This window comes from Snodgrassella sp. W6238H11, assembly GCF_016100525.1.
In the GTDB taxonomy this organism is placed as follows: Bacteria; Pseudomonadota; Gammaproteobacteria; order Burkholderiales; family Neisseriaceae; genus Snodgrassella; species Snodgrassella alvi.
This window is the reverse complement of record NZ_JACFSH010000002.1, coordinates 606,057-630,334: the sequence shown is the minus strand read 5'-3', so window position 1 is coordinate 630,334 and position 24,278 is coordinate 606,057. Positions and strand designations below refer to the sequence as shown.

Annotated in this window: 18 protein-coding genes; 11 read left to right on the top strand and 7 right to left on the bottom strand. The window is 41.3% G+C overall.

Annotation, left to right across the window (positions count from 1 at the left end; all coding sequences use genetic code 11):
* The first annotated feature begins 19 nt into the window (after positions 1-19).
* Positions 20-3,466 (top strand): PilC/PilY family type IV pilus protein, encoded by a 3,447-nt coding sequence (locus H3V00_RS06205; RefSeq protein WP_198206780.1) that lies wholly within the window; start codon positions 20-22, stop codon positions 3,464-3,466.
* Between the two features lie 377 nt (positions 3,467-3,843).
* Here the strand turns inward: H3V00_RS06205 and ribA are convergent, their stop codons facing one another.
* The gene (ribA, locus tag H3V00_RS06200) at positions 3,844-4,467 is read right to left on the bottom strand and encodes a GTP cyclohydrolase II (RefSeq protein WP_025330895.1); all 624 of its coding nucleotides are present in this window, start codon (positions 4,465-4,467) and stop codon (positions 3,844-3,846) included.
* A gap of 5 nt (positions 4,468-4,472) precedes the next feature.
* Positions 4,473-5,177, bottom strand: a complete 705-nt coding sequence (locus H3V00_RS06195) for a hypothetical protein (protein WP_198206781.1) — start codon at positions 5,175-5,177, stop codon at positions 4,473-4,475.
* Positions 5,178-5,484: 307 nt separating this feature from the next.
* Between H3V00_RS06195 and H3V00_RS06190 the strand changes: the two genes are divergently transcribed.
* The 6 genes from H3V00_RS06190 to H3V00_RS06165 all read left to right on the top strand — a co-directional run bounded on the left by H3V00_RS06190 (position 5,485) and on the right by H3V00_RS06165 (position 14,395).
* Positions 5,485-5,667 (top strand): hypothetical protein, encoded by a 183-nt coding sequence (locus H3V00_RS06190; RefSeq protein WP_078475752.1) that lies wholly within the window; start codon positions 5,485-5,487, stop codon positions 5,665-5,667.
* 780 nt (positions 5,668-6,447) lie between these two features.
* Positions 6,448-7,776, top strand: coding sequence for an SLC13 family permease (locus H3V00_RS06185; RefSeq protein ID WP_198206782.1), 1,329 nt, complete (start codon positions 6,448-6,450; stop codon positions 7,774-7,776).
* Between the two features lie 338 nt (positions 7,777-8,114).
* On the top strand, positions 8,115-9,428 hold the full coding sequence (locus H3V00_RS06180; protein WP_174833615.1) for an SLC13 family permease: 1,314 nt from the start codon (positions 8,115-8,117) through the stop codon (positions 9,426-9,428).
* 253 nt (positions 9,429-9,681) lie between these two features.
* The gene (locus tag H3V00_RS06175; protein WP_198206783.1) at positions 9,682-10,920 is read left to right on the top strand and encodes a multifunctional CCA addition/repair protein; all 1,239 of its coding nucleotides are present in this window, start codon (positions 9,682-9,684) and stop codon (positions 10,918-10,920) included.
* A gap of 2 nt (positions 10,921-10,922) precedes the next feature.
* Entirely contained in the window at positions 10,923-13,487 is a 2,565-nt protein-coding gene (gene glnD / locus H3V00_RS06170) for a [protein-PII] uridylyltransferase (RefSeq protein ID WP_198206784.1), read from the top strand.
* A 23-nt stretch (positions 13,488-13,510) separates the two neighbouring features.
* Entirely contained in the window at positions 13,511-14,395 is an 885-nt protein-coding gene (locus tag H3V00_RS06165) for an NAD(P)H-hydrate dehydratase (RefSeq protein WP_198206785.1), read from the top strand.
* Positions 14,396-14,465: 70 nt separating this feature from the next.
* Here the strand turns inward: H3V00_RS06165 and H3V00_RS06160 are convergent, their stop codons facing one another.
* From H3V00_RS06160 to H3V00_RS06150, 3 genes are read right to left on the bottom strand one after another with little or no spacing between them, the layout of a single operon-like run.
* Positions 14,466-15,164 (bottom strand): aspartate/glutamate racemase family protein, encoded by a 699-nt coding sequence (locus tag H3V00_RS06160; RefSeq protein ID WP_198206786.1) that lies wholly within the window; start codon positions 15,162-15,164, stop codon positions 14,466-14,468.
* Positions 15,165-15,189: 25 nt separating this feature from the next.
* Complete coding sequence (locus H3V00_RS06155) at positions 15,190-15,843, bottom strand: HAD family hydrolase (RefSeq protein ID WP_084564201.1); 654 nt, start codon at positions 15,841-15,843, stop codon at positions 15,190-15,192.
* Positions 15,844-15,887: 44 nt separating this feature from the next.
* Entirely contained in the window at positions 15,888-16,877 is a 990-nt protein-coding gene (locus H3V00_RS06150) for a cation diffusion facilitator family transporter (protein WP_198206787.1), read from the bottom strand.
* 700 nt (positions 16,878-17,577) lie between these two features.
* On the opposite strand from H3V00_RS06150, the gene H3V00_RS06145 reads away from it, so the two are divergent.
* Genes H3V00_RS06145 through H3V00_RS06135 form a run of 3 tightly spaced genes read left to right on the top strand, consistent with a single transcriptional unit; the run spans position 17,578 to position 21,431 of the window.
* A complete protein-coding gene (locus tag H3V00_RS06145) occupies positions 17,578-19,083 on the top strand; it encodes an MBOAT family protein (protein ID WP_198206788.1) in 1,506 nt (501 codons plus the stop codon).
* Entirely contained in the window at positions 19,070-20,278 is a 1,209-nt protein-coding gene (locus H3V00_RS06140) for an SGNH family hydrolase (RefSeq protein WP_198206789.1), read from the top strand. The genes H3V00_RS06145 and H3V00_RS06140 overlap by 14 nt, the downstream gene beginning before the upstream one ends.
* A complete protein-coding gene (locus tag H3V00_RS06135; protein WP_198206790.1) occupies positions 20,268-21,431 on the top strand; it encodes an SGNH/GDSL hydrolase family protein in 1,164 nt (387 codons plus the stop codon). Before H3V00_RS06140 ends, H3V00_RS06135 begins: the two co-directional genes overlap by 11 nt.
* 72 nt (positions 21,432-21,503) lie before the next feature.
* On the opposite strand, the gene nfsA is transcribed toward H3V00_RS06135, so the two are convergent.
* Together nfsA and wrbA are read right to left on the bottom strand one after the other, a co-directional pair.
* Positions 21,504-22,244, bottom strand: a complete 741-nt coding sequence (gene nfsA, locus H3V00_RS06130; RefSeq protein ID WP_100125383.1) for an oxygen-insensitive NADPH nitroreductase — start codon at positions 22,242-22,244, stop codon at positions 21,504-21,506.
* Between the two features lie 20 nt (positions 22,245-22,264).
* The gene (gene wrbA / locus H3V00_RS06125; RefSeq protein ID WP_198206791.1) at positions 22,265-22,864 is read right to left on the bottom strand and encodes an NAD(P)H:quinone oxidoreductase; all 600 of its coding nucleotides are present in this window, start codon (positions 22,862-22,864) and stop codon (positions 22,265-22,267) included.
* Between the two features lie 126 nt (positions 22,865-22,990).
* Between wrbA and H3V00_RS06120 the strand changes: the two genes are divergently transcribed.
* Positions 22,991-24,217: a YihY family inner membrane protein gene (locus tag H3V00_RS06120; protein WP_198206792.1), complete on the top strand. Its 1,227-nt coding sequence runs from the start codon at positions 22,991-22,993 to the stop codon at positions 24,215-24,217.
* Positions 24,218-24,278 lie beyond the last annotated feature (61 nt).

The window sequence follows — 24,278 nt, the reverse complement described above, 5'->3', positions numbered from 1 at the left end:
CAGCTTAGCAAGGTAAAGCATGAATACTGCGATTAAAAATAACAGGAAACCCAGATTTCCTAAAGGTAAAAAAGTTTTAGTTTCAGCTGTTACTGGAGCCTTAGGTATTCTTATGGCACCATATACTTATGCTACAGCAAATTCTTTCGCGGATACACCTTTACGACTTCAGCAAAAATCTATTACTCAGGAAGCTTACAACGTAAAGCCTAATATTGCTTTATTTATTGATGATTCTGGTAGTATGCTGAAAGGATTAGTAAATGATCCAACTAGAAAACCAGCTAGAAAACGCTATTTTTATAAATGTATTCAAGGAAGAGCGAGTGATTTATGGGACGGCAGACCTGGCTGGAAATTGAATTTAACTTTCGATCAAAAAGAAGCACTTCTTGCTAAAAACGAAGGATGGAAGTGTAAGAGATACAAAAGAATAGATGCGGCTAAAGAAATTCTCAATACTATAGTTACCGACAATCGGGATAAAATGTATTTCGCATTACGTCCTTTATGCAGCGAAACAAACCAGTGGAATAATAGTTTTCATGATACTTCTAATCCATCTGAATTTAAAACAATGATTGAGAAAATAAATAAGTTAGATGCACCATGCGGTACCCCAACTACTCGACAGTTCCCTGTAATGGCAAGAAATCTGGTCATGAATCAATTGAAATACCGTTGTCAAAGATCTTATATTATCCTCTTAAGTGATGGTCTGGCTACTGCTGAATATTCAACTTCAGATAAAAACTTCACTAACAAACCAAACAAAGATTTAGATGAATTTTTTGACAAAAATTTCGCTACAAGTGCTGAGAGAGATACTTTTTTTAAAAAAAGAGATGCGCCTCAGATGATAAATAGACTGAAATTTTATACAAACAAATTAGCAGACCCAAGTACTCATACAGAAAAATTTGTAGACCCAAATACTAATACAGAATCTGAATACCCAGTTGGTTTTGGTCCGTATATATATAGCAAAGATTATTATTCAGGAAGTGGTGGTACTGTAACGCCGGGGATTTCAAAGTATTTGCGCACAACTGATGAGGCAGGCAAACCGTGGAATTCAATAGATAATATTACAAAGAAACCCTTCTATCAAATTGCTGAAACATATACTATCGGGTTTGCGCTAGCTAACATCGATCCAGACGATAAAGAACCAGATGATGATAGAGATGATCGTGCTTATTTCTATCTTGAAAATGGTGCAACACCAGAAGGACTTCATCCTAAAGGTAATTTCTTTAACGCAAATTCTAGAGATGAAATCATAGCAGCATTTAAAACTATTTTTGACAAAATTAATGGAGAAGTAAAAACTGATGTAATTAATGTAACGACAAATGCTCCAAGTATGGGTATTTCAAGCTCATCAACAAATGATCTGGGCATTACAGCTAAAATTGAAACCGGTAACTGGAGTAGCCAGATTTGCATACATGATTTAACTAATAAAAATTCAAAAGACAAAGGACAAACAGTCGATAAAAATGATTGTAAAGTGCAACCATCTTTTACTAATAGAAAGCTATTAATTAATAATGGCAAGACTACTTATTTATATTCAAATCTGACACCAGATCAAGGCCTGGATAATAACTCATTTGAAATTAGTACGAATGCTGATAAAAATAAAAAAGAATGGCTTGATGGTCTGCTCACTTGGTTGAGCCGTGCCAAAGATGATGACAAAATTAAGCAGGATGGCTTCGTTTTAGGTTATCGTCAGCGACCGGATAATGCCCGTAATATGGGTGATATTATTGATAATACTATTGTAACAGCAGGTGGAGTTGAGTTTAATAAACAGAAATATCTCGTCACTTCGGCTAATGATGGAATGGTATATGTTTTCCGTGCAGCAGATAATTCGAATCATCCGTATGATCTTAAATTTAATTATATGCCAATGTCTATTGAACGGGACAGTAGTGATGGAAGTGATATAGTTGGTCACTATTATAAGGATATGCTAGATAATGATTATGGTAAAGATTCTAAACATCCTCACAGATATCTATTAAACGGGGGGATCGTAGTAAGAGAAACCTCCGACAGAGAAGACAAACCAGGCGTAAACCAAATATTTATGGTATCAACAATGGGACAGGCAGGGCGCGGAGCTTTTGCTATTAATATTGGCGGACAGGATATCGTTACTGGTAACAATATTGCTGCAGATAATATTGGCAGTGCGAGCTGGTATAACAATGTATCGCTGTTTCAGACACCAAGCGGTGCAAATAATCAGTTCGGCTATACTATTGGTAAGCCGGCGATTGCGAGAATAAGGGTTAACAGAGATACAAATGCATCAGATACAACAATAACAGACCATCTTCGTCAAACAGCTTTAATCAGTAGTGGTTATAACTCTAAAGATTCTAATGATGAATCCGCATTGTATATCTATGATGCATTAGGTGTTGATGTAGGCGTAGAGAGTTATCAAATAACAGGTGATCCTAAAGGTACACTAATCAGTAAAATGATTGCTTCACCAGATGGTGGCGGATTGTCCAGCCCTACAGCTGTGGACATCAATAGCGACGGGATTACTGACCTTGCATATGCTGGTGATTATAAAGGGAATCTTTATAGATTTGATTTCAGAAATCCGAATCCAAACAAATGGACTGTAAAAAAGATTTTTTCAGCTAATGCACCTATAACGGTTGCTCCGGCTGTCTATCGAGCTGCCGAAAACCTGAAAGATCCCTTAGCAAAAAACAAACTGGTCATTGTATTTGGAACAGGAAGTGATATTTATCAGTCTGATCGTGATAGTTTGCAGCAACAAACCATGTATGGAATTTACGATAATTACAACGAACAAACAAATATGTTAATTAACAAAAGTTCGTTAGTGCAACAGGTTATGACATATAAGGATGATTATAGTTATCTGACCAACAAACCTTTTTCATCAGAAAGAAATAAGGGCTGGTATTTTAACCTGAATAAAGACGGAGAACGCGTAACAGAGTCAGTACAAAAATTAATAACAACAGGTATTGTAATGACAAGATCATACTCCGTTAGCCAAAATGGTAAATTGAATGATCCTTGTGAAGATTCAACAATGGTTGAAAAAACAAATCTTGTTAGTCGTCTTACTCAGTTTAATGCACTTACAGGCGGAGCATTAACCGAAAACGACGCACACATTGTAGTAAACTCAGACTTTTCACTTGCTAACAGTTCTAAAATGGATAAAGCTATTGGAATGATGGTTTCAAATACAAATGATGGATTTGTTGATGCTTTGGATGCCGGAGGTTCGGGTAAAGAGGAAGATCCTGAAAAGCGAAGAAAACCAAATAATTGTTTTCGAAAAAAACCTTTTGGGATGAATGATAAAGGTGAAAAATTTGAGATTGAGGGGGTTGTTATGTGCCCTGTCAGCATCAATCGTTTATCATGGAGAGAAATTAAAACTGGTTATTTAAGCTAAGAAGATTCATAAACTTCATCTGAACATAGACATTACACTCATCCCCTGAAATTTTATTTGTATAAAATTTCAGGGGATAATTTATTATTTATGGGTAATGATTCTGACGAGTTGATTGTATTTGGTGATATCACCAGATGTGAATCAAAGAGTAATAACAGAATGTTATGCTACATTCAAAAATAATTCAGATTGTGATTCATGTAATATTTAAAGCTGTTGAAACCGTTCAGCTGCAATTTTTGGCTTTATTTCATTTACTGGCACACAGTTGCAGTTTTTACAGTATCTGTTTACTAAAATTTTAAATTTAATCCATAATATTTAACTTATTGCAAAAATATTATGGAGAACATCCTCGATGTCATTTAATCAGATTAATCCGCAAAATGTCCGAGTTTTTCCATTTTGGTATGCAGATAATGCCGGTTTTCAGGATTTTGTCCGACATGTAAGGGAACACGATTAGTTACATGAATACCGAGTGCTTTTAGTGTATCGACTTTCTGCGGATTATTGGTCATTAACTGTACAGACTGTATGCCAAGATGATCAAGAATATGTTTGGCCAAAGAAAAATCACGGGCATCGATGGGTAAATTTAAAGCCAGATTTGCTTCTACGGTATCCAGCCCTTCATCCTGAAGTTTGTAAGCCCGGATTTTATTCAGTAAGCCTATACCCCGGCCTTCCTGACGTAAATAAATAATTACACCTTTTCCTGCCTCTTGTACTGCTTTCATCGCAGCTTCAAGCTGGGGGCCGCAATCACAGCGCTTGGAAAATAAAGCATCACCGGTAAGACATTCAGAATGAATTCGTCCGAGTATATCTTCTCCTGTAGAAATATCACCTACGGTAAGAGCAATGTGTTCCTGCCTGTTGCGTACATCTTCAAATCCATGCATGGTAAATTCACCCCATTGCGTTGGTAAACGGCAGGAAGCAATAAAGCGTACAGGACTATTATCTTGTATTTGGTTTTGATATATTTTTGACATAATATTTATCCCTTGGTATGTATTGTGGCAGCGTTATGCAAATTATGCATCAGTGGTGTAATTACCATTGCCAGAGCAATCCAGTCGATAAGTTCCGTATCGGTAATGGCATCTTGCTGCTGATGAGCAGCAAACAATACACCCAGTACTTGCCCTTCTTCACCGGTAACAGGAACAGCCAGCTGTGAAGCCCCGCTTTGCTCTCTTGTCAGACTGCTGTCATTAATCCATATTTGTACATTATTTATCTGATTCAACCAGCCAGTAGAAGCTGTACGTGCAAACAAATACTGATTGACCTGCTGCTGATCGCAGTTTAATACAGCGGGAAAATGATACCCGCGTGCCAGTAGCCGGCATAACTCCCCTGCTTCATTATTTCCTTCATATAAATATAAAGCAAATACATCATTATGATGCCGGCTTGCTATTGAATCGAAAGCCAGATATAGCTGGCGCAAGGTATATGCACTGTTCTCATTGGCTGTAAATAAGTCTGCCGGATGAATCTGGTATAGTGAATCTGGACTTAAATTGAATTTACGAGCCAGACTAAATCCGTTTTCTTCATACCATAGCACAGACATGTCGATTTCTGCCTGAGCAAGCTCCAGTACAGATTGCGCAACCAGCATTGCCATCCGGACTTCCTGCTCTGGTAATTTCAATCCTTGCGTTTGCAGGTAATCACGCACCTGAGCGCATGTCATACACTTCCTTACTTTTTTCTTTGCAAACAGGTATTGTAACCGAAAACGATGCAGATACCGGATAGCAAAAGCTCAGGCATTTTAAAGCAATTTATATTTTTTATTCATTTTATCCGGTATAAGCAGAACCGACATTATTATGGCAGTATTGGCACTAAGCAATTTACTTTTCATTACCTTAATGGAATTTACTGTGTTAATTTAATTCTGGCTAATTAAATTATAGTTAAGTACTTGTATTATTTAAAATTTAAAAGAATAATAAAGCTACCGTAGATTCACGGTAATTATTGAAAAGGAGTTGTATATGAGCAATCTGAAACCCGGCGATAACTCTGGAACCAATGGCGGGATTTATCAAGAAGTTGATCAGCATGGTCATGAGCTGGATAATTTTGCCACGATTAAAGACCATGAAAAAGTACCTCCAACCCAGCATCCGGGTAATACCTGGAAATTAAAAAACAGGACTCCTGACGGTAAACATTAAATATTTTCTGTTATTAAGCTGTCTGATTACATATATGTATTTTTTCGGATAAACTATATTTACAGCTTGTATCAATGTAATCAGGCAGCTTTCTTTTATTTAATCCTGATCATGTTACTTGATTAGAAAAATCAGTCTTATATCAATTGATATTATTTGCCGCTTTTTTCAGAAAAAAATCTTACAACAGACCGAATTGATGGAATACTTTGATATTAATCTGTTTATTTTGTTTTATCAAAGTTCCATCTGAATCATCAAATCTTCTTTGAATATCAAGCTATTTTTATTCTCTGATTCAATATTTCCGCTTAAAACAGACAAACTAAACTGGTTTTGCTCTGAATCCGGATAAACGTTCTGCATAAATATGCAACACCGAAACTGATGTACTTTATTTTATTTTTATGCTTAGTTTATGTTTTTTATTAATAAATTTTAATATCCGGTTCCAAATACTATCTGAATCAAAATTTAATTTTTAAGTTTGTCTGATAAATTACTTTACTTTACGGCTGTACAGATATTTAATACCTATATTAACTATAAGCATCAATATTGTTTTTATCATTATTATTTTGGCTGAATAAAGCTAATTAATTGATAATAATATTTGTTATGGATAATAGTTATAAAGTTAAAGAAAAAATAATATATTGTTCACACACATCGAAGGTATTAATCCATGAAGAAATAAAGTACATGATTAATCTAATCCATTAAAACTTAAACATTTTAAATATTTAATTTATTAAATAAATTATAAGTTACGGATTTTTTATGACTTTTCCACAAATACTATCTTTAGTATTGCTGGTACTGATATTGGTATTATCAATCTGGCGGCATGTAAATATAGGCTTACTGGGTTTTTGTGCAGCCGCAGTAATGGTTACAGCAACACAATTCTATGCGGTAACTGGTTCAGCGACAACACCAGGCTCGGCACTCCTACTGACTTCTAAATCAGTATTCGAGCATTTTCCGGGTTCAATTGTTACTTTACTCATAGGTGTATCGCTGCTTTTTGGGCATTTCGAACGCAGCGGAAGTCTGAGCTGGCTAACGGATAAAGTATATAAGGCAATTGGTGAACATACTTTACTGATTCCGTGGGTTGGCTACATGATTGGTTTGTTTATTTCTACAGCCGGCGCTTTTTCTACTGCGACAATTACATTACTGGTACCGGTTATTGCGGCTTTAGGCAGACGTATGCCAAAAATATTCTTCATCAGTGAAGTCGCTGCAATTGTGGGCGCCAATACTGGTGCTTTATCTCCGATTAATCCGGTAGGTACGGTTATTCGTGACTCTGCAAATCATGCCCAGGTCAATTTTAACGGATGGCTGTTATGGTTACTGGGCACAATAGTTAGTGTCAGTACTGTATTGGTATTGCAAATAATTTTTAGTCCTAGTCGCATGCAGGACAGTACGAATGGAAAAAAACCGGCTCGTGGTCTGGCTTTACTGAAACCTGTTGCCATTGATAATAATGATAAAGGACAACTGAATCCTGCCTATGCAATTTGCTCAACATTATCTGTATTGCTCTTTATCACTCTGGTGGTATTTGCAGGTACTGACGTGGGATTAACAGCAATTTCTCTGGCTGTATTATTGCTGTTATTGTTTCCGGAATATAGTAAAAATTTAGCCAGAAATATCCCCTGGAATGCTGTGGTAGTAATCAGTGGTTTACTGGTGTTTATTGGTACGATGATGTCGGTACATACCATGGATGCATTAGAAAACCGTTTACTCGGTATGACTACCAATCAGATAATTTTATTATTCATTATTACGTATTTAACTACCAGTCTGAGTAATGTTGAATCTTCTACTATTGGTGTGATCAGTCTGATGACACCTATGATTTTTACGATATTCGGCGGTTCAGCGCATATGTCGCTGATTCTGGCTGCCTGCGTAGCACCGGCTTTACTCAGTGTGATTAATCCAATTCATATTGCCGGTACGCTGGTGGTAAGTTATACCGATGAAAAGCAGCAGGATGCAATGTTCAGGCGCCTGCTAACCATTGCTTTTTTCATTGTTCCGATTATTCCGGGATTAACAATGATTTTGCCGGCAGTGATGCTTTAGCTTTAAGTTAAATGCTGCCGTTTGGCTCCTGTTAAGACCGGTTACAGGATTCTCATGGCTGTACTATATATAGATATCTGAATTCAGACTAACAGATTTATTCTCTTTGATTTAACATTAAAAAAGATATCTTGTACTTTACTTTACATAAAAAGTGATTTTTTATATTATTTTATAAAGAATATATATTTTTTAAATCTAATTATATGACAATTTAATGATATCCGTATATTAGCTGCAGGCTGAAGAGTTCTCTGAATCCGAAATAAATACAAATGTTATTTATTGTGCGATTTTCAGCATATTCATTCTGAAACAATAACCATTCAGGACACTTTATGAACTTACCACAAATTTTATCGCTTATATTACTGGTTGTGATTTTGGTTCTGGCAGTCTGGCGACATGTCAATATTGGTCTTTTAGGTTTTAGTGCTGCGGCGATAATGGTTATGGCAACAACTGCAATTGCTGATGGTTCTGATACATATACAGTCTTAACCAGCAAGGATGTACTCAGTCATTTTCCCGGAGCTATTGTAACGCTGTTAATCGGTGTGTCCTTACTTTTTGCTCATCTGGAAAAAAGCGGTGGCTTAAGCTGGTTTACAGATCAGATTTACGCAAAAATGGGGCATCGCACTAATATTGTTCCTTGGATTGGCTATTTTATCGGATTTGCGATTTCGACAGCCGGTGCCTTTTCTACGGCATCGATAACGTTGCTGGTTCCGGTTATTGCTGCTTTAGGCAGAAAACATCCCAGATTATTTTTCATCTGTGAAATGGCAGCAATTATTGGTGCCAATACCGGTGCACTTTCACCTATTAATCCTACTGGTCAGGTTATTCTGGATGCAGCAAAAAAAGCACATGTTGAGTATAGTCCGTGGCTAGTCTGGTTTCTGGGAATGTTAATCAGTTTTGTGCTGGTTATTGCACTGCAAATTGTATTTCAGGATAAAAGAGTAGTCGAAACAAGTGATTCTAAAGCGCCTGAAAAAGGCTTTGTACTGCTAAAACCAATTAAACAGGAAAATGGTGATAACCATCAGTTACAGCCATTTTATGCAATCTGTTCTACTATTGCGGTATTGATTTTTCTGATATTAGTGATATTTGCTAAAGCCAATGTCGGTCTGACTGCTCTGACGCTGGCTGTAATTATGATGCTGTTTTTTACGCAGCAAAGTAAAGATTTTGTGAAAAAAATCCCATGGAATGCTGTAGTGGTTATTAGTGGTCTGCTGGTTTTCATCGGCACCATGATGCAGGTAGATACAATGAAAGCGGTAGAGCAAGGTCTGCTTAGTATGACCAGCAGTAAAATTGCTTTATTGTTTATGCTCGCTTACCTGACTACGTTCCTGAGTAATGTGGAGTCCTCTACTTTGGGTGTTATCAGCTTGATGATTCCGATGGTATTTACGATTTTTGGCGATTCTCCGCAAATTTCTTTGATTCTGACTGCCTGTGCGGCACCAGCTATGCTCAGTGTCGTTAATCCGATTCATATTGCCGGTACTCTGGTGGTAAGTGTGACCGAAGAAAAACAGCAGGAAATGATGTTTAAACGTTTATTGATTATTGCTTTTGCAACTGTACCGTTTTTTCCCGGACTAGCTATGATTGTTCCGGCTCTGATGATGTAATATTAATATTATTTAAAGACGCTCTGCTTTAAAGCAGAGCGTTTTATATTTCCGTACAGCAGATATTTATCTGCCTGTTAAATATTCTTTAAGATGATTTGGATTCAGCCTGCTCTTTTCCAAAGGCTGTTTTGCTTATTAATGCTGGCTGACGGAACTGCCAGCTGCATGTTTGCAAAAAACCAGTTAACAAGCTGATTGGACTACGGCACAATGATCATCTGTTTTCTGTTAATACTTTTTTATATTTTATATGCAAATTTATTTGGTTGGTGGTGCAGTAAGAGATAAGTATCTGCAACGTCCGGTGGTCGACCGCGACTGGGTAGTGGTTGGCGCAGATGCAAAAAAAATGCTGGAAGCCGGATATCAGCCTGTAGGCAAGGATTTTCCGGTATTTCTACATCCGCAAACTCATGAAGAATATGCGCTTGCGCGTACCGAACGTAAAGTATCTGCCGGTTACAATGGCTTTACTTTTCATGCAGCGGCAGATGTGACACTGGAGCAGGATCTACAACGACGCGATTTAACCATTAATGCTATGGCCGAAGATGCATCGGGTAATCTGATTGATCCGTATAACGGGCTGGCTGATTTACGCTGCGGTATATTACGTCATGTTAGCCCTGCTTTTGCAGAAGACCCGGTACGTATCTTGCGCATTGCCCGATTTGCAGCGCGTTATGGATTTAAAGTAGCCGATGAAACTATGGCACTGATGTGTCGGATGGTAAATAATGGTGAAGTAAATGCTCTGGTTGCCGAACGGGTATGGCAGGAACTGGCTAAAGGGCTGATGGAAAAGAATCCGCGGCTGATGATAGACGTTTTACGTGCCTGCGGTGCGCTGAAAGTAATTTTACCAGAGGTTGATGCGTTATTCGGCGTACCGCAACGCGCTGATTTCCACCCTGAAATAGATGCCGGTGAGCATACATTACTGTGTCTGCAGTATGCTGCTGAAAATGATTATTCACTGGAAGAACGTTATGCTGCTCTCACTCATGATCTGGGCAAAGCACTGACTCCGGCAGATAAATTACCACGCCACCCCGGACATGATTATGCCGGAATAGAACCTGTAGAAGCGGTAAACCGGCGCTGGCAGGTACCCAAAGCCTGTGCGCAACTGGCATTACTGGTATGTGAATATCATATCAGGTTACATAGTGTCAGCCAGCTTAAACCCAAAACGACACTGGATATTCTGAAAAAAACCGATGCATTGCGCCGTCCGGATCGATTCAGGCAAATTTTGCGTGTATGCCTCGCTGATATACGCGGACGCCTCAGATTTGAACATCAGCCATATCCTCAGCAACAGCACTGGCTAAATTTACAGTCTGCGGCAATGGCAATTGATGCAGCATCAATTGCCCGGACAGTGGCTGAACCGCGGCAGATAGCTCAGGCAATCGATCAGGCAAGGCTGAATCAGATTCGCCCGATACAAAATGCATATTGTCAATCTCAACCACACGGCTATTAATTATGTCATCTTCAGCACTTATTACTCAGTTGTCGGACAAGCTACACAAGCACAAACAACAAGCGGCAGAAATATACCGGCAGCGCAGGCATCCGTTTGTCTATTTTCGCCAGCATACCGGAGTAATTGCTGATGTGCTGTCTACACTGTGGCAGGAATTGTTTGCCGGAGAAGAAATGTGTCTGCTGGCAATAGGTGGATTCGGACGCGGCGAAATGTATCCGTATTCGGATATGGATATTGCTATTGTCAGCAGAAATCCGATTGATGACGTTATTCAGCAAAAAATTGGTGCTTTTGTTCAAATATTATGGGATATCCATTTACAGCCCGCCCCTAAGGTGGGAACAATTAATGAGTTATGTGAAAGTGCCCGGGTTGATTTAACGGGTGATTCAGCCTTACTGGAAAGCCGGTACTTATGCGGCCGGCAGGATCTGGCTGCTGAATTGATTCATCAGCTTGATTTACAGCGGGATGTGGCTGCTTTTATCGAAGGTAAAATACTGGAACAACAGCAACGATATACCAAAGCGGCCGGTGAAGCCAGTCTGCTGGAAGCCAATGTAAAAACCACTCAGGGTGGTTTACGCGATATTCATACTTTATTGTGGCTGGCAAAAGTTCAGGGATTACCTCCTCAGATTCATCAGCTGATGAAAAATGCTATTCTGAACCGAACTGAAGCCAGGCTGTTACTGAGCTGCCAGAAACAGCTGGCCAGAATCCGTATTGAGCTGCATCTGACTGCCAGACGGGCTGAAGACAGACTGATTTTTGATTTACAAACTCAGGTAGCACAGAATCTTGGCTATCGCGATGATGCAAATTCCCGTGCCAGTGAAAAACTAATGCATGATTTTTATCGTGCACTAAAAGGCGTGAAACAACTCAGTGGTATTCTGGTACCTATGCTGCGCGACCGTGTCTACGCTTCTCTGCCGCGTGTAGTGGTTAATCTGGATCAGCATTATTATCAGGTAGGTAATATGCTGGCGGTGCATAATCTTGAACTTTTCTCGCAACAGCCTGAGCATATATTTACCATTTTACGTGTTGCTCAGGAACACAATGACATAATTGGTCTGGCACCAAAAACTCTGCGTGTATGGTGGGCGGCTGCACATCAGCTGGTGAATGAAGAGTTTTATCAGAATCCGGCAAATCGCGAATGCTTTGCCGGATTCTTCAAACACGGAGAGGGTCTGACTCATTTATTACGCTTTATTAATCTGTATGGTGTGCTCGGCCGGTATTTGCCGGCATGGGGAAAAATAGTCGGTCTGCTGCAACATGATTTATTTCATATTTATCCGGTAGATGACCATATTTTAATGGTGGTACGCAATATGCGGCGTCTGGCCATGGAACAGCACAGCCATGAACTGCCTTTTGCCGCAACATTAATGCATACTTTTGCACGCAAACATATTTTGTATATGGCTGCACTGTTTCATGATATTGCCAAAGGCCGTGGTGGTGACCATGCACAAAAAGGCGTAGCCGATGCCCGCTCCTTTGCCGAAGATCATTTTCTGGATAGTGAAGAAAGCGATTTACTGGCGTGGCTGGTAGAACAGCATCTGCTGATGTCTATGACAGCGCAGAAAGAAGATATTCAGGACCCTGAAGTGATTACCCGATTCAGCAAACAGGTTAAAACTGTTGAACGGCTCACTGCTTTATATCTGCTGACCGTAGCAGATATCCGGGGCACCAATCCGAAAATCTGGAATTCATGGAAAGCCAGTTTGCTGGAAAATTTATATAAAGCCACGCTGCATCAGCTCAATGGTAAACAAAGCAACCGGCACACGACTATTCTTGACCGCCGGCAACAGGCAATGCATGAGTTAAATCAATATCACATCAGCGAATCACAGCAGCGCCAATTGTGGCATATTCTCGGTCAGGCTTATTTTGCCCGCCATGAGTGGCAGGATATTTTATGGCATTTATCAAAAATTATTAATTACGAACAGCAGGCTCAGGCGCACAGCCAGATGCTACCGGATAATGATACCCTGAAGGTGATGGTTTATATGCCTAACCGCCCGAAACTCTTCACTGAGCTGGCTTCGGTTTTCAGTGAAGCAGGAATGAACATTCTGACTGCCCGTGCCTATATCACCGAACACAACTTTATTCTGGATACTTTTATTCTGCAATTTCCGCCGAATCTCAACCCGAATGATTATCTCACCATACAGAATAAAACCGAGCTGGCGCTTAATCAGTTTGTAAATGGTAAATTGCCGATGTCTGCGAGCAATCCGGCCAGTCTGAGCCGGCGCAGCCGTCATATTCCGATTGCACCGCGAATCAGTATTGATGAAGAAGATAATCCCGGCTGGTACAGCCTGCACATTATTACAGCAAACCGGCGTTTTTTACTTGCCAACATTGCTGCTGTTTTATCCGATTTAAATATTAGTATTCGCTTTGCCAAAATCACTACTCTGGATGAACGGGTAGAAGACAGTTTTCTGGTATATGCGCCTCAACTGGCCGATACTCAACAGCAATTGCAGCTTAAAAATGCCCTTCTGGATCAATTACTGCGCTAAGCAGTGATAACGGGAAACAAGTAATGAACAGTTTTCAGATTGATAAAAATATTCTCAGCCAGTGGCAACGGCAGGCACACAGACAGTATCCTGCATTATGTCAGCAACGTCCATCTCAGAGCCATAAGGGTACGTTTGGCACGCTGGGTATTCTGGGTGGTTCAGAAGGCATGGCCGGTTCGATCATTCTGGCCGGAATAGCTGCACTGCATTGTGGCTGCGGTAAAGTATGGCTTGGTTTTCAGCAACCGGCATTACCAATGCCAATACTAAGCCAGCAGCCAGAAATTATGTTAAATACTGCCGAGCGACTTTTACACCGTTCCGATATTACCGCATGGGTGATTGGCTGTGGTCTGAGCACCTCAACTACGGCACTAGCAACACTGACTGAATGTTTGCAACAAAAGCATATGATGGTAGTCGATGCCGATGCACTGAATTTACTTGCTCAGCAGCCTGCTTTGCTGACTGGCAGGCAAAATAATCAAAATGTTGTTTTAACGCCGCATCCGGGAGAAGCAGCACGCTTACTGCAATGCAGTATTAGTGAAATTCAGAGTAACCGTTATCAGGCCGCATGCCAGCTGGCGCAAAAATATTCAGCCTGGATAGTTTTAAAAGGTCACCAGAGTCTGATTGTTTCACCTCACGGGCAGATACAGCAAAATGAAACCGGCAATCCGGGACTGGCAACAGCAGGTAGCGGTGATGTCTTAGCCGGTATAATCGGCAGTTTGCTGGCTCAACAAATCCCACCGGAGCAGGCAGTATCAGCCGGAGTATGGTTACATGGTGCTGCGGCAGATATTCTTGCTGCCAATGATACCGGCCCTATAGGTTTATGCGCCGGTGAAATAGCTACAGCTGCACGCTGGCTGCGCAACCGTTTAACTGAATCTATCTGAAAAACAAAACAGATGGTTAGATAGCCATCTGTTTTATCAGTTTATCCGCTTTTATATTTCGGAAACTGCATTATTTATCTGTTAAAGCCCAGTCTACTGCTGCAGTAGCATGAATTGCCGTAGTATCAAATACCGGTACCGGACTGTCATCCTGCGAAACCAGTAACATAATTTCGGTACAGCCAAGAATGATGGCTTGAGCGCCCTTATCAGCCAGACGCCGGATAATCTGCCGGTACTGCTGGCGTGATTCTTCACGTATGATACCTGATACCAGCTCTTCATAAATAATTTTATGTACTGTCTGACAATCTTTATCGTCAGGAATCAATACCTCTAAACCGAATTTTTCTGTAAGCCGGCCTTTATAAAAATCCTGCTTCATAGTGAATTCGGTACCAAGTAAGCCAACTTTTTGCAGTTTCTGGCTACAAATTTGCTTAGCCGTTGCATCAGCGATATGCAGCAAAGGTATTGTTATACTATTTTGTACCTGTTCAGCCATACGATGCATGGTATTGGTACAAATTACAATACACTGTGCTCCGCCCTGCTCCAGCTGACATGCTGCTGTACACATATTTTCAGCCAGTTCATCCCATCGTCCCTGATGCTGCAAAGCTTCGATTTCGGCAAAATCTACAGATAACATGATGCTGCGGGCTGAATGCGTACCGCCAAGACGCTCACGTACTTGTTCATTAATCATGCGGTAATATTCAGCAGAACTTTCCCAGCTCATGCCACCGAGCAACCCAATGGTTTTCATGTTTTCCCCTTGTTCGTTTAAAAAATTATTTACTTAATAGCTGAAGAATTTCTTTTGGCTGCTCAACAATATAATCGGCTGGCCATTGCGATATGTTATCTTCTGCACCGATATATCCCCAGTTCGCCAGCACTGTAATCATGCCGGCATTACGTCCTGCCTGCATATCACGCTCTGCATCACCGATATACAGGCAATTTTCGGGAGCTACGCCAATGTGACGGCAGGCATAGAACATGGGTTCGGTACTGGGTTTCGGCGCACTGGTGGTATCTCCGCTTACGATTACAGCCGGTTCAATACTGCATCCGAGCTTTGGTACCAGACGGTCAGTAAAAACATGCGGCTTATTGGTAATAATCCCCCAGACTATATTCTGTTCAGCCAGTTTTTCTAATAACTCATTGATGCCGCCAAATAAAACAGTCTGATCAGTAAAATGCAGTTCATACTCAGCCATAAAATCCTGCCTCAAAGCTGCAAACGCAGGATTATCAGGCTGCATACCTGTACCGAGTTTAATCAGTCCTGCTGCACCATGGCTGGCAACCGGACGAATCTCTGCCATAGTTTTAGGCGGTAAATTCTGCTTTTTCAGCACATTATTAAGGGCTATCCCTAAGTCCGGCGCCGTATCGGCCAAGGTACCGTCCAGATCAAATAACACAGCTTTAATCATGATTTTCTACCTGAAATATGGTCTGATAATCTGATTATATTGTATTAATGAACATGCTGACCGGCAACAGAAGGGATACAGCATAAAAGATTATTGCTGTGTTTATGGGCTGCGCTTTCTGTCTGTACCGTAACATGATGTATATCATGTCTGAGCAATACTTCTGCCAGCTCATTAACCAGTTTCTCTGCTTCCGTTATCGTTAATGTACCATCAACAACAATATGGCAGGACAAAGCATTCATATTGCTGGTAATGGTCCAGGCATGTAAATCATGTACAGCTTTAATTCCCGGCATATCCTGAATCACTCTGCCCAGCTGTTCCAGCTCAATTGCATCCGGTGTGCCTTCCATCAGAATACGCAAAGTGGTTTTCAAGATTCCGATTCCACTGTAAGCAATCAGGCAGGCTACCACTATACTTGCTACCGGGTCAGCCCAGCGCCAGCCAAACAGCATCATCAGTACAGCCGCGGCAATAGCACCCACCGAACCGAGTAAATCACCCAGTACGTGTAAAAACGCCCCGCGCATGTTTACATTATGTTCTGTTTCACTACTGCTGTGCATATACCAGGCAATAATAATATTTACCAGTAAACCAATCGTACTGATAACCAGCATGCCCCGGGTAGCAATATCTGGCGGATTAACAAAACGGCCTATGGCTTCATAAACAATCATAACTGCAATTACCATTAGTGCCAGGCCATTTACTGCCGCCGCAATAATTTCAAAGCGTTTATAGCCAAAGGTCTGCCGACCGTTTACCGGCCGCTCACTCAGGTGAAATGCGATTAAAGACAGCGCCAGCGCCAGTGCATCCGAAAACATATGACCAGCATCCGACAACAGTGCCAGACTATTGGTTAACCAGCCACCAATAATCTCTACCACCATATATGCACCGATAATCAGCAGTGAAATACTTAAAACTTTTTTATCTGCACTATGTGCACCTAGATGATGATGGTGATGATGAGTTTCATCATGTTTATGCTCATGTATATGGTTATGGTCGTGGTCGTGCATAGTATTCCTTTATAAATATTGTCTAATACCATTAATACGTTAAACCCTGACATATGGTAAAAGTCAAATGTGAATATCAGCAGATTTCAGCTCAGAACATTCTGGAATCCATAGTTAATATTTATATACATACCGGCAATAAATTTTTTACATAAGTTGATAATAGCAGAAAACACAGAAATTTTGCCGGTGTTTACTCAGGCTTTGTACTGACAAATATTGATATCAGCAAAAGCAGTAAATATTTTTAATATGTTTATTATTTAAATAATAAATTTTTATTTATTAATTTCCTTACATTGTTTCACATATCAAGGTAAAATACCTGTTTGTACAAGTCATGTTCAGTGAGCTACTGAATCATTAATAGACTTGAGAATTGACAGCCAATTCAGATTAAGCGAAAAGAATACATATTCCGGTTTGAAGTGTTTATATTTTATGAATATGTAGTTTTCATTCACACTGAGAATACTTGTTTATTCTGGTAATGTGAGATTTTTTGCAAGCTTATTCATAATACCGGATCATTGATTGATTATATGCTTTTACAAAGCGAATATTGTATGCATATTAGCTGCCGGAAATAATCCGGATTTAAGCAAAAACATGAATTAACTGATTCTCAACTGTTGCTTTTTTTATTATTTATGTTTGGCATGGTTTAACAATCACTACTTTCTGACTGTTTATCTGTTTCATGTTTAGTTTTATATCTATTGAATTCGGCCTTTCATTTATTGCCTTTTTCTGTCTTTACTGGCTGTTGGGCAGCAAACCGAAACTGCAAAATCTGCTTTTACTGTGCACCAGTTATCTGATTGTTTATTTGTGCGGAAAAATACAGGCATTAATTGCATTACTGCTATTCACGGTATTTATTTATGCCATATCTGTACGAATAGTTCATGCCGCTAAACCCAGAATATGGCTGATAACTGCAATCATATGCACTATTCTGAATCTGGCATTATGGAAGTATTTTGATTTTTTCCGCACCTCTGTCAGCTATGGCCTGGATAGTTTGAAACTGAGTTCCGACTGGCTGTCGGGTATCATATTACCGCTGGGACTGTCCTACTACTCATTTCAGGCCATCAGCTATCTGGTTTCGCTTTATCAGGAGCGATGCCACAATCAGCCTGCCGGTAAAGTTTTTACATTACCGGGTCTGGCCCTGCATCTGGCTTTTTTCCCTACTATTACTGCAGGCCCGATTGCACGCGCCTACGATGCACGCGGGTTAACGGATATATATAACCAGCCCTGCGGCATGGCAACACAAATCTATACTCCGCAACGCCGCAGAATTCTGGCACCTACTCTGGCATTGTGTCTGATTGTAATGGCTTTAATGAAAAACTGGTGGCTGTCCGGCTGGATTGCCGACAACTGGGTAGATCCGGTATTTGCCAATCCCATGCAATATCATAGTCTGGAAATACTGGCTGCCATATATGGCTATACTGTTCAGCTGTTTTTTAATTTTTCCGGTTACAGTGACCTGATGATAGCGATTGGGCTGCTACTGGGATTTCGCCTTCCGGTAAATTTCCGCGCACCATTACTGGCACATAATATCCGCGAATTCTGGCTGCGCTGGCACATCAGCTTATCAACCTGGATACGGGATTATATTTATATCCCGCTGGGCGGCGGCCGACATAGAATGGCGCGCACCCAGCTTAACCTACTGATAGCCATGGCATTATCCGGAATCTGGCACGGGACAGGCTGGCATTTTTTAATCTGGGGCTTATTGCATGCAGCCGGGATGATCTTGCTTAATCTGGGCGACTGGATGTACAGTCGTCTGCGTCACTGTGAATTGAATAAAGCTCGCGACGCTTTGAGTAAAAGCAGCCGGCCAGCTAAAATTATCAGCATAGTTGTGACTGTACATTTTGTATGTTTTTGTTTTATTTTTTTCCGCGCACCTACACTTAATGATGCTCTGCTTTTGTTACACGCACTGTTTTACAACAATATCAATGTACCTCTGAGTACCAATCCGTTTTATTTTTTTAGTTTGTTATTGCTGGCATGGATACTGTATCCATTTCTGGCAAAATTTACCAATATGTTATACAAGCGCGCGGATTCTCTGCCACGATACCGTCTGATTCTTCCTTTATTACTGTTAGTGGTTCTGGTATTAATTTGCGCGCCAACAGGTATTCCGGGATTCATTTATGCCAACTTCTAAATACCGCCGCGTGCCTTCTTACCACAACAAACAGAAAAAAAAGTATCCTCATGTTGAGGAAGTACCTGTGGTTAGTGTAAAAACCATTACAACAATGCCTATTGTTGTTGAGAGTGAAGAAACAGAAACCAAAGAGCAGCCGAAGAAAAGCAATAAACAGCAATTTCGTTTTGTCCTGCTTGTTTTCATCATTACTGCCGGTATTGCATTATGGCTGATGCAAAACTCAATTATCGCCTATTATCAGCAAACTTACCATAGCAACAGTATTTTAACGAAACTAAAACAGTATACATGGTGGCAAACAGGCAGCCGTGCTGGTGAAGCACTTAATAACGGTGTCAGCCAGCTTAATCAGTCAATCAAGTCTGCTAACCTCAGCACCATCACTGCTTTTAATGATAATTACGCCTATACGGACAGCTATAAAGCCAAATTGCAGCAACAACTAAAACTTGCACAGGAACAGCATCGGTTAGCCCAGAAAAAAGCAGCAATAGAAAATGATATGAAGGCAGCCTTTACGCTTACAGCTGCTGATGAAGTGTTTTTTGCCGGTGATTCATTAATGCAGGGGGTGGCACCGCATGTGCAAAAATGGCTCAGTGAAGTTTATGGTATTAAAAGTATCAACCTGAGCAAACAGAGTACCGGATTAACCTATCCGGGCTTCTTTAACTGGCCGCAGACTATTGCAAATACGCTGGATAATAATCCGCATATCAAAATACTGGTTATGTTTCTCGGACCGAATGATCCATGGGATATTCCTGATCCGCATAACGGCAGCAGATTTGTCAGCTTCGCATCTCCTCAATGGGAAAGTATTTACCGCAGCCACATCAAAACCATTATGGATAGCGCCCGACAGCATCAGGTCACCGTTTTGTGGCTGACTCCGCCGGATATGAGAAAGCAAAAACTGAATGAACAAATGATTTATCTGCGTCAGATTACTGCCGATGAAGTAAGCAAAAATCATGGATATGTCGTAGATACCCGTGCAATGCTGGGTAGTAATGGTGATCAATTTTATGATACGGTAACACAAGCTGATGGAAAGAAAATTAAAACCCGAAGTTCAGACGGGATTCATTTCACACTTTCTGGGCAAAAAATTATTGCCAGAAATATTTTTAACCGCTTCAATCTGCCAGCACAAATTACGGATAACGATACAACAAATGTACAGTAAAAAGCATCTTGCCATTCTGGGCTGCTGCCTTTTCATTATGGCCTGCTCAGCGGATCCGGCTCCGGCACAATCTGCCCGCAAACAGGTATCAGCATCTTCGCAGAATAATCATGCCGCACAGATTGCCCAGGCATTACAGAAAAAAAGTATCAATATAGTGCAAATCGGTGATTCACATACAGCAGCGGATTACCTTACTGACGCTGCCCGTGTGTACTTACAGCAGCAATTAGGCAATGGCGGTCCCGGCTGGGCTATGCCGACTCAGTTTCCGGGTTTACGTCTGGCGCGTTTTACCTACCAGAATCAGGGCTGGCAGGCTATTTCCAGCCGTACCGATACCAGCCAGAATTATGCACTTGGCGGTTTGGTAGCTGTTCCTTCCGTGGGGTCAGTAATGACCATCAGAACACGCGGAGAGCCCGAAGCCGAACAAACAGTTACCGTCACTATCCGTCAGGGACCAAATGATGAAGATTTAACGATTACCGACAGTAACGGTAAACAGATTGTTCTTGGCGCACAACCCAAAGATAATCAATGGCATTTCAGTCAGTTTAACGCACGTTTTCCGATTACCGTTACCGCAGGTATGAATTTTCAGACAGCTATAGGAGGCTGGTGGGTACGTAATCAAAACCGTCAGGGTGTGGTATTTTCTGCTCTGGGGATTAATGGTGCGCAGCTTACTCAGTGGCAACGCTGGAATACTCAGGCATGGCAGCAGGAGTTGAATGTTATTGCTCCCGACCTGATTATTCTTGCCTACGGTACCAACGAAGCCTATAACGGAGTTGAGATTGAAATCGTTAAACAAAATCTGATTGAAACTATTAACCGCATTCGTGCGGCCTCACCCAACAGCGCCATTATGATTCTTGGTGCACCGGAAAGCCTGAAAAGTACAGCCGGCTCATGCGGCGTACGACCGGAAAAACTCACTGAATTACAGGAAATGCAAAAAGAAGTGGCACAAAGCCAGCAGGTATTTTTCTGGGACTGGCAGGCTGTAATGGGTGGTGAATGCAGTATGAAACCATGGATTAATCAGGGACTGGCCCGCAATGATGGTGTTCACTTTACCTCAAAAGGTTATCAGCGGCTTGGTCAGGCACTGGGTGAAAGTATTTTATCCATGCGTCAGCAGCGGTAATTCTACATTTAAATAAAAAACCGGTTCTGCGGGTAATTATCCTGCAAAACCGGTTATTTTTATTCAGTCTGTTTAACGTTTCGCCAGCCCCTGCTGATGCAAAAATGGCAGAATCTGCGGACGTAAAGGCTGAGAAAAATTGTTAGTCACAGCTTTACTCCAGTTCAGATCCAGACCACTGCGCTCTTTATAATAAGCAGTAAGCTGTTCATCATAAGCAGCCAGTTTGGCTGCATCAAGTGCCTTATAACGGTTTTCACTCACTAGTGTTTCCAAAGGCAGACGGGGACGATACATCGGATCCTGAGCCGGATGCCCGATACACATGCCAAACAGCGGAAAAGTTAATGGCGGCAACGCCAGTATTTCTGCCGCACGGGCGACATCATTACGCAGAGAACCAATATACACACCGCCCAAGCCCATTGATTCCGCTGCCAGAAGACAGTTTTGTGCCATGATACCGGCATCCACAGCACCGAGAATTAATCCTTCAGTCCAATCCAGCTGGGCTTCAGGAAAAGCCTGCCTGTGTTTTGTGTAATCAATACAAAATACCCAGAATTCTGCAGCAGTACGTACGTATTTCTGATTAGCTGCAACTTCACATAAAGCCGCACGTTTTTCCGCATCTGTAACGCGAATAATATGGGTACTCTGCATAAAACTGGATGAAGAAGCAGCACGACCGGCCTCCCAGATCGCTTCACGCTGCTCATCCGTTAAAGCTTCTTCAGTAAATTTACGGATAGAGCGATGACGGTAAATAGTCGGTAAAGTAGCTTCACTCTTTAGATTGGTGTGGTAACTCATGATTATTCCTGATATTAATTTTAGCTTTTCAGACGCAGCGCCAGTTCAGCCAGCCGTTTACCCTGAGCAAAAGCCAGTGCCTCTTCTTCAGCACTTAGTTGAGTATTATTATTATGACCGGCCACATGGCTGGCACCGTAAGGTGTTCCGCCACTATGGGTACCATTAAGCTGTGGTTCACTGAACGGAATACCGCACAACAGCATCCCGTGATGCAAAAGCGGAGTCATCATACTTAAAAGCGTACTTTCCTGACCACCATGCAAACTGGTGGTACTGGTAAATACACAGGCTGGTTTGCCAATCAGACTACCCGCCAGCCACAGGCTGCTGGTACTGTCGAGAAAATATTTAACCGGTGCAGCACAATTTCCAAACCTCGTCGGGCTGCCCAGAGCAAGTGCTGCACAGTTCTGAACTTCATCCAGATTAACATAAGGCGCTCCTTCATCCGGAATCTCCGCTGCTGTTGCTTCACATACAGCCGACACTTTCGGTACAGTGCGTAACAAAGCTTCACACCCTTCTACACTGTCTGCCCCACGAGCCAGTGCCAGTGCCAGATTACGGGTACTGCCTGACAGGCTGTAATACACCACCAGAATAGGTAAATCGGCCATATACTGCTCCTTAAAGATTGTCTGAAGGCTATTATTGTGCCGTAAGTGTCATAAATTGACCAGCCTGCACGGAAAGTCTGCGCCGCCTGCTCTTTTTGGTTACAATCAGCCATGTGAGGAGTCGCCATGAATATACAATTATTTAAAAGCAAATATTTACAGCAGCGCCTGCCACAGTTTTTATTGTTTGTTGCGCATAACTATCAGCGCTGCAAGCTGCCGCTTATTGCCGCCAGCCTGACATTTACTACGCTGCTGACACTGGTACCTTTTTTTACCATTACTGTTATTGTCATTAATGCGTTTCCCATGTTTGCAGATATGGCCACACGCTTTAATCAGTTTCTGACTCATATTATTGTACCGGCAGCCGGTGCCGATTCTGTCAGTGACTATCTGTATGACTTTCGTGATAAAGCCAGCGGATTAACTGCTGTCGGTATCAGTTTTATGATTATTACTTCACTGATGCTGATACAGACAATCGAGCATGCATTTAATCAAATCTGGCAGGCACGCGATCAGCGACCACTATGGATTCGTATTCTGATTTACTGGGCACTGCTAACCCTGGGACCGGTCGTGCTGGGAATGAGCCTGTCTTTTATTAATTTATTATCTAATCCGGCCAATATGGCCAATCAGATACCGTTTTACAGCACACTTTTTAAAATTATCACCAATCTGGCGCTATTCACCATTTTGTTGTTTTTATTATATAAACTGGTACCATTTTGTTTTGTTCGATGGCAGCATGCTTTGCTGGGTGCTTTCATCACAGCAGTGGGGCTGGATTTATTGCGGCGCGGTTTTGCCATTTTTGTTACCTATTTCGGCAATTATCAGAAAGTATATGGTGCATTTGCAGCAATACCGGTATTTTTAATCTGGCTGAATTTATTATGGTTACTATTACTTGCCGGTGCTGTACTTACCTCTTCTTTGCCCTACTGGCATCAGGACAGATTTCGCCATCTGCGTCAGTATCAGCCATTTGAAAATGCACTTGATCTGTTGTATCTGCTGGTAACAGCTCAGCAACAAGGACAGGCTGTCAAATCCTGTCTGTTGCAGCAAAAGCTCGGAATCAGTGATAAACATTTAGACCAGATACTTTCTAAACTCGAAAAGCGGCATTATATTGCTTACTGTAGTGACGGCTGGATATTGCAAAAAGATCCGGATAAAATCACGCTGTCAGATTTGTATCAACTATTTATTTATCAGCCTAATCACAATTCAGCCGTAGCTACTTCCGTAAACACCCTGCTACAGCCATGTTTACAGCAACTGAATATCAGTCTGTCCCGATGGGCAAGACAACTACAACAGCAAACACAAAATCAATCATAAAAATTATTCTGACACTGGTAATTTCAGATAAATAGTTTTACATTTACCTGTTTTAGGATGG